The following is a 6143-nucleotide window of genomic DNA, read 5'->3' as shown; positions in this document are numbered from 1 at the left end:
CAGCCGAGAAGTAGAGGATCCGCTTCTTCCCCTCGACGAGATCGAGCGCCGCGGCCAGCGACTGCATCCCGGCGAGCAAACGCGAGATCCTGGCGACGGTGAGCCGGTCGACGTCTTTCCGGGCCTGATTCCCGAACAGCTGCGTCGTCCCGTTTGCCACCGCCGCCCCCGTGTCTTCGGATTCCGCGGCAAACGCCTGATCGACGGGGCTGCCCGGAAGGGCGAAGGCGAGCGCCAGCGGGTCTTTGGCTCCATCGGGCGTCCGGGACGTCCCCACGGACCGGATCGCCGCGACGATCTGCCTTCGATCCGATGTGAAATTCAGGACCAGCCGCGGCCCGGTCTCGGCCGAGCTGGTCCCGACCGCCGCCCGGTCCGCCGCGTCCATTTCGTGCTCCACGAATTGGATCGCCGCATCCCGCGAACGGCTCAGCTCGGTCGAGACCCCGCCGGGACAGGTGAAAAGCCTTTGATTCACATCGCGTCCATGTCTTCAAGGCCAGGGGTGATTTCCGCTACGCCGATACACCGAGAGGATTTCCAGCGGCGGTGGCGGCATCGGCCGGTCCGACATCGCGCCCACGACATGGGCGTGATGGGCAGCCGCGCTTCGATCCGATTATTCGAAAGCGAACACGCGCTTCCAGTCGGCCTTCATGTCGACCACCGTCCAGCCGCGCGCCCGGGCCTCGTCGAGTCCCTTGTCGAGGCGGCCGACGGGAGAGGTCCGGTCGTAGGCCCACTCGCGCTCGGCGTCCGTGTGATGGACGAGGAGCGCGAAGCGCGGGCCGTCACCTCCGGCCGTCCACTGGAGCATCGGCAGGTCGCCGTCCGAGTTGCCGAACGCCGCGAGCGGCCGGCGCCCGATCTGCGTCTGGATCCCCACGGGTTTGCCGGGCCCGTCGTCGACGAAGTCCATCTCCGGCAGGCGAACGAGAACCGGCGTTCCGTCGCGCAGCTCGAACCGCATCTTGATTCGGCTTCCGATGACCTCTTCCGGGGCGACGCCGTAGACCTGCTCCGACCACGGGCGCATGAACTCGATGCCGCCTCCCGAAACGATGAACGTCTTGAAACCGTTCGCCCGCAGATAGGCGAGCAGCTCGATCATCGGCGGGTAGACCATTTCGGTGTAGAGCCGGCCGGTCTTCGGGTGCCGAGCGGTCGCGACCCATTCCCGGACGATCTTCTCGAATTCTCCGGTCGTCATGCCCGCGTGCGTCGCCATGGCGATCCGGCCGAACGCGCGCTCGCCGCCGGCGAGGACGGCTTTCATGTCCCCCTTGAGCAGGGAGGCGAACGGCTCTTCCGTTTTCCATTCCGGATGCCCGGGCGCCAGCGCCCGGACCCGGTCGAGCATGAACAGGGCCTGGAAGTAGATCGGCTGCTCGGCCCAGAGCGTGCCGTCGTTGTCGAAAACGGCGATGCGTTCGGCCGGCGCAACGAAGTCCGGGCCGGGTTTCGTCACCCGGGCGACGAACGCGACGATGGAGGCCTTCGCCGCCCCGTCGTTCCAAGACGAGAGCGGGTCCGCGCCGCGATCGCCCGCCGGACCCGCGGCCGGCACGATGGCGGAGAAGGCCGTCAGGACCACGACGGCCAGCATCGGCGCGACGATCCGGATTCGCGATGCCGTTTCTGTCCGATTTCCCGTCATGACTAACCCTCCCCAATCGACCGTCCCGCTCCTCCCCCCTCGCGAGGGAAGGAGCGGGGGTGGATACGGCTACTTCCCGGCGGACTCCTGGAGGGCCTTGATCAGCCTGTCGAAGTCCATGCCCTCCGGCTTCTGACGCGGCGGATACTCCTTGAACGTCTCGAGGAATTTCTCGGCGCCGCCCATCGCCGGGATGTTGAGGAACATGTGATCGAGGGTCCAGTCGTAATACGTGTTCGAGGTGATGTCCGCCCGCTCGTACGGATCGGCGCGCAGGTTGAACAGCTTGCTGATGCGCAGGGGAGTGAAAGGATCCTGCCATATGGCAAACGTTCCGGGTGTGCGCTGCTCCGCCATGACCCACTTCCAGTTTTCGTACCGCATGCCGAGCGCCTCCCCTTCATCGCTGAAGTAGAAGAACTCTTTCCTCGGGCTCCGGGCTTCCTGCCCCGCGAGGTACGGCAGGAGGTTGTAGCCGTCGAGGTGGACCTTGTAGGTCATGCCGCCGACCTTGTAGCCCTTGAGCAGCTTCGCCTTGACGTCGGGATCGCCGGCCGCGGCGAGGAGCGTCGGCATCCAATCCAGTCCGCTCACGATTTCGTTCGAGACCGATCCCGCCTTGATGTGCCCCGGCCAGCGGATGAACGCGGGGACGCGGAACGCGCCTTCCCAGTTGGTGTTCTTCTCGCTGCGGAAGGGCGTCGTCGCGGCATCGGGCCAGGAATTGCCGTGCGGACCGTTGTCGGTCGTGTAGATGACGATCGTGTCGCCCGCGATGCCGAGATCGTCGAGCGCCTTGAGCAGGGAACCGACCGTGCCGTCGTGCTCGACCATCCCGTCGGCGTACTCGGTGAGGGCGGTCGCCCCTCGGGGGCTGCGGTGCTCCTCCCGCACGTGGGTGCGGAGGTGCATCCGCGTGCTGTTGTACCAGACGAAGAACGGCTTTCCCGCCCGGTTCTGTCGCTGGATGAAATCGATGGCCGCCGCCGACGTCTCGTCGTCGATCGTCTCCATCCGCTTCCGGGTCAGGGGGCCCGTGTCCTCGATCGTCTGCCGGCCGATCCTGCCGAACCGCGGGTCCACGGTCGGGTCGTCCCGGTCCGTGGCTTTCAGCCGCAGCACTCCGCGGGGGCCGAACATCTGACGGAACTTCGGGTCCACCGGGTAGTCGCGCATCTCCGGCTCCTCCTCCGCGTTCAGGTGGTAGAGGTTTCCGAAGAACTCGTCGAATCCGTGCACCGTGGGGAGGTACTCGTTTCGGTCGCCGAGGTGGTTCTTGCCGAACTGGCCGGTGGCGTAGCCGAACGGCTTGAGCATTTCGGCGATCGTCGGGTCTTCCTTCGCCATCCCCACGCGGGCCGCCGGAAGTCCGACCCGGCTGAGGCCCGTGCGCAGGACGCACTGTCCGGTGATGAACGACGACCGACCGGCCGTGCAGCTCTGCTCGGCGTAGTAGTCGGTGAAGATCGTGCCTTCGCGGGCGAGGCGGTCGATGTTCGGGGTCCAGTATCCCATCAGGCCCCTCGTATAGGCGCTGATGTTCGACTGCCCGATGTCGTCGCCGAAGATGACGAGGATGTTGGGCTTCGTCGCCTGCTGCGCCTGCGCGGGCCGGCCGGTCATGACCATCCCGGCCGCCAGCACGGAGCCGACGGCGGCCCATGTTCCGGCACGTCCGAGTCTCCCTGTTCGGTTTCTCATCGTTTTCTCCTGTTCTGATCGGTCTCTCCGGGTCGGGGCCGCCCGGGCCGCGGCTTTCCGCGACCTCGCGCGATTCCGTGGTTTCGAAGCAATCCTTCTGACCGGGATCCCGCTTTCTCCATCAGGTAGTCGAGAGTCTGCTCGGCGAGGAGGAGCGACTGCAGCGAGGCGAGCCCGTCCTCCCGGTCGAGCTTCCGCCGCAGCTCGTCCGGGCGGAGTCCGCTTTCCGCGGCGACCTTTTCGATCCGGGCCTCGACGTCGCGCCGGTCCGCCTCGATCCCTTCCGCTGCGGCGATCTGCCCCAGGATCGTCGCGAGCTTCGCGCGGCGCGATGCCGCCGTCCAGGACTCACTGCCCGGGTCGGCGCCGCTCTCCCCGTTCCGCTCGAATTCCTGCCGGACGAGCGCCGCCGGGACCTCTCCCGGGGTGCGCGAGAGGAGCCACTCGGCGAGCTCGTCGCGGCGCGCGTCGGCGGTCTCGCCGGCGAGGGGGATCGCGGCGTAGTCCGGCAGCTCAAAGACGGGCGGCGGGATGAACTCGGCGGTGAACGAGAACTCCCGGCGCGGCTCGAGCCGGATCTCGATCACCGCGATCGGCCCCGTGAAACGGAGGCCCCTGTCGCGGAGCGCCTCCCGCGCGAGCCGCGGCCCGCAGCGGGCCGTGAACTCCTCGCGGATGCGCTGCCGGAACCGCTTCTCGATCACCGCGCGCGGCGCCCGGCCGGGGCGGAACCCGGCCATCGCGTGCTCCGCGTAGCCGGCGGAGACGTCCTCGTATTCGGCCGCCACTTCCGGCCACTCGGCGCGGATCGTGACCGCGCGCCGTCCGTCTCCCCGATCTTCCAGCTCGCTCTTCACGGCGTCATTCCATGGCCGAGCTCGTGGCGTAGACGGTCTTCTTCACCGGCGCGTATCCGAGGTCGCGGACGATCCTCGAGATCGGCGCGTCGACGTGCCGCCAGAACGCTTTCCAGCCGGCACACAGGTAATTCAGGCCCGGCTCGCCGCTGGGAGTCCGGACGAACCGGTTCTTCGGACATTCGCCGTAGCAGGCGAATTCGTACTCGCACTGCCGGCAGTGGCCCGGCAGCGTCGCTTCCTTGTTCCTGCCGAACCGCTCCTGCGCCGCCGACAGGGCCATCCCGGCGATCGGTTCCGACAGGACATTGCCGAGCCGGAACTCCGGGTAGACGTAGTGGTCGCACGCGTAGACGCCGCCGTCGTGTTCGACCGCCAGGCCCTTGCCGCACAGAGGACCGAGCGTGCACAACGGGCTCACGCGCCCCATCCAGGTCTCGACCGCGGCCTCGAAATACTGGACGTGGACCCGGGCGAGGTCCCGGGAATACCACTCGTCGAAGACCCGGCAGAGGAATTCCCCCCAGGCGCGCGGATCGACGGACCACTCCTCCACGACCGAGTCCGGCGTCCCGGGCTGCGCCGCGGACGTGCCCGCGATCGGCATCTCTCCCGCCGCCCAGTGCTGGGGCGCGGTGCCGCGAAAGCTCTTCGGCTCCACGACCGGGATGAACTGGATCCGTCTCGAGCCGACCTCGTCGCGCAGGAACCGGTACACCTCGACGGGGCGCATCGCCGTGGCCCGGTTGACGCACGAGAGGGTGGCGAACCGGACCCCGTGCTTGCGCAGCAGTTTCGCGGCTCGGAGGACGCGGTCGAAGGTTCCCCGGCCCGCCTTGTCCCGCCGGTAGGCATCGTGCAGATCGCGCGGGCCGTCGATGCTCAGCCCGACCAGGAACCCGTTCTCGCGCAGGAAGTCGCACCAGGCGTCGTCCAGGCGGGTGCCGTTGGTCTGGAGGTCGTTTTCGCATCGCGTGTGCGGCGGGCAATACTTCTTCTCGAGCGCGATCGCGCGGCGGAAGAAGTCGAGCCCGAGGAGCGTCGGTTCGCCTCCCTGCCAGGAGAAAACGACTTCCTTGCAGTTCTGCCCCTCGATGTACTGCCGGATGAAGGTCTCGAGGGTCTCGTCCGAGATGCGCCAGCCGTTCTCGGCGCCGAGCAGCCCTTCCTTGCTCAGGTAGTAGCAGTACTGGCAGTCGAGGTTGCAGATCGGCCCGCCCGGCTTGACCATCGCGTGCATGCGGACCACGGGTTTCCCGCGGAAGAGGCGCGGAGCGGCGTCCGCCGGCGGACCGTTCGGACTGGCCATAGCCTCATTCCTCCAGGGCGAGCTCGAGATCTCCCGCCCGCTTCGCGCTGGAGCCGCTGTCGGCGCCGACGCCGGCGCAGGTGAGAGCCGACACGGTGACGGTCATCCAGAGCGGACCGAGGAGAGCGACCCGCGCCAGGCGCGAAACGGATCGGACGAGTCGAATGAACCGCTCCTTGTGAATACCGGGATCGGTCACCGAAACGGTGGTGCGCGTCAGCGCGAATCCAGGATCACGCCGGCCCGTTCGGCGATGCTAGGGGTTGGCCCCTCTCCATCGCATGATTCGGTTTCATCAATGAATGCCGGGAATCCCGGGGAATCGCCGAGCCTGCGGATGCGGCTCGGGTGTCAGGCAGGAACCGTGAACGAGCGGGACGACACCGGAGCGGTGGAATCGGGCGTGACGGTCGCGCCCGCTGCGCTTTCGCAGACACCCGTGTGCCGACGGGGAGCGCCTGAAACAGCAGCGAGAACCGGCCGATCGACCTGTTAGGCTCCGGATAACGGTGCGTCCCCTGATCATGCTCTCGCCGGTGATCGGGTTCCCGCTCGCGGGTTTGGCCTGTGTCCTTCCCGGCCTGGCGCTCGTCCGGCGAGAAGAGTGGGCGCGCGCCGA

6 protein-coding genes are annotated in these 6143 nt (G+C 67.8%); all 6 read right to left on the bottom strand.

Annotation, left to right across the window (positions count from 1 at the left end):
• A partial coding sequence (locus VFS34_06150) for a hypothetical protein (GenBank protein HET9794026.1) occupies positions 1–400 on the bottom strand: 400 nt, incomplete at its 3' end.
• 219 nt (positions 401–619) lie between these two features.
• Positions 620–1606, bottom strand: coding sequence for an HAD family hydrolase (locus tag VFS34_06145; protein HET9794025.1), 987 nt, complete (start codon positions 1604–1606; stop codon positions 620–622).
• Positions 1607–1726: 120 nt separating this feature from the next.
• Positions 1727–3286, bottom strand: a complete 1560-nt coding sequence (locus VFS34_06140; GenBank protein HET9794024.1) for an arylsulfatase — start codon at positions 3284–3286, stop codon at positions 1727–1729.
• 68 nt (positions 3287–3354) lie between these two features.
• On the bottom strand, positions 3355–4215 hold the full coding sequence (locus tag VFS34_06135; protein ID HET9794023.1) for a trigger factor: 861 nt from the start codon (positions 4213–4215) through the stop codon (positions 3355–3357).
• Between the two features lie 4 nt (positions 4216–4219).
• Positions 4220–5524 (bottom strand): anaerobic sulfatase maturase, encoded by a 1305-nt coding sequence (locus VFS34_06130; protein ID HET9794022.1) that lies wholly within the window; start codon positions 5522–5524, stop codon positions 4220–4222.
• A gap of 4 nt (positions 5525–5528) precedes the next feature.
• Positions 5529–5723, bottom strand: a complete 195-nt coding sequence (locus tag VFS34_06125) for a hypothetical protein (GenBank protein ID HET9794021.1) — start codon at positions 5721–5723, stop codon at positions 5529–5531.
• Positions 5724–6143: the final 420 nt, after the last annotated feature.

It is taken from the genome of Thermoanaerobaculia bacterium (assembly GCA_035717485.1).
Lineage (GTDB): Bacteria > Acidobacteriota > Thermoanaerobaculia > UBA5066 > DATFVB01 > DATFVB01.
Note: the sequence above shows the minus strand (reverse complement) of the source record. Positions and strands in the feature narration are given on the sequence as shown.